1 protein-coding gene is annotated in these 398 nt (G+C 66.8%); it reads left to right on the top strand.

Annotated features, from left to right (window positions below):
• The coding region (locus A7976_RS15175) for a hypothetical protein (RefSeq protein WP_205633492.1) at positions 1-398 on the top strand (398 nt) is incomplete at both ends.

Genomic DNA, 398 nt, shown 5'->3' with positions numbered 1-398 from the left:
GTCGTGGCTGCTCACCCGGATGCGAGACGCGCTGCAGCGCATGTCCGCCACGAGCGGCGGCTTCTTCCTCTTCGAGCTGGACAGCTTTCAGCAGCGCCTGCGCCTGGGGCCTAAGGTGCTGCGCAACGCGCGCGACACCTTGGAACGCATCGGGCTGATCTCGGTCGGCTACGCCTTCGAGTCCCGGGGGCGGCTGATGGTCAGGGTCAACTTGTTGGCGCTGACCGCTTGCCTGAGCGGCCAGAAGCCAGGGCAGCGCAAGCGCGTGGTGGCAGGCCGCAAGCTGGAGCCGGTGATCGTCCAGGAAGCGTTGCTGATGGACAATGACCCGGCCCCGGCCAATCGGGCTCAAGTTGTCAGCCAGGATTCCAACGTCACCCACGTCGGCCGCATCCTGC

Origin of the sequence: Methylobacillus sp. MM3 (assembly GCF_001645185.1) — a bacterium.
GTDB lineage: Bacteria > Pseudomonadota > Gammaproteobacteria > Burkholderiales > Methylophilaceae > MM2.
This window is presented reverse-complemented; position numbering and strand designations above follow the sequence as displayed.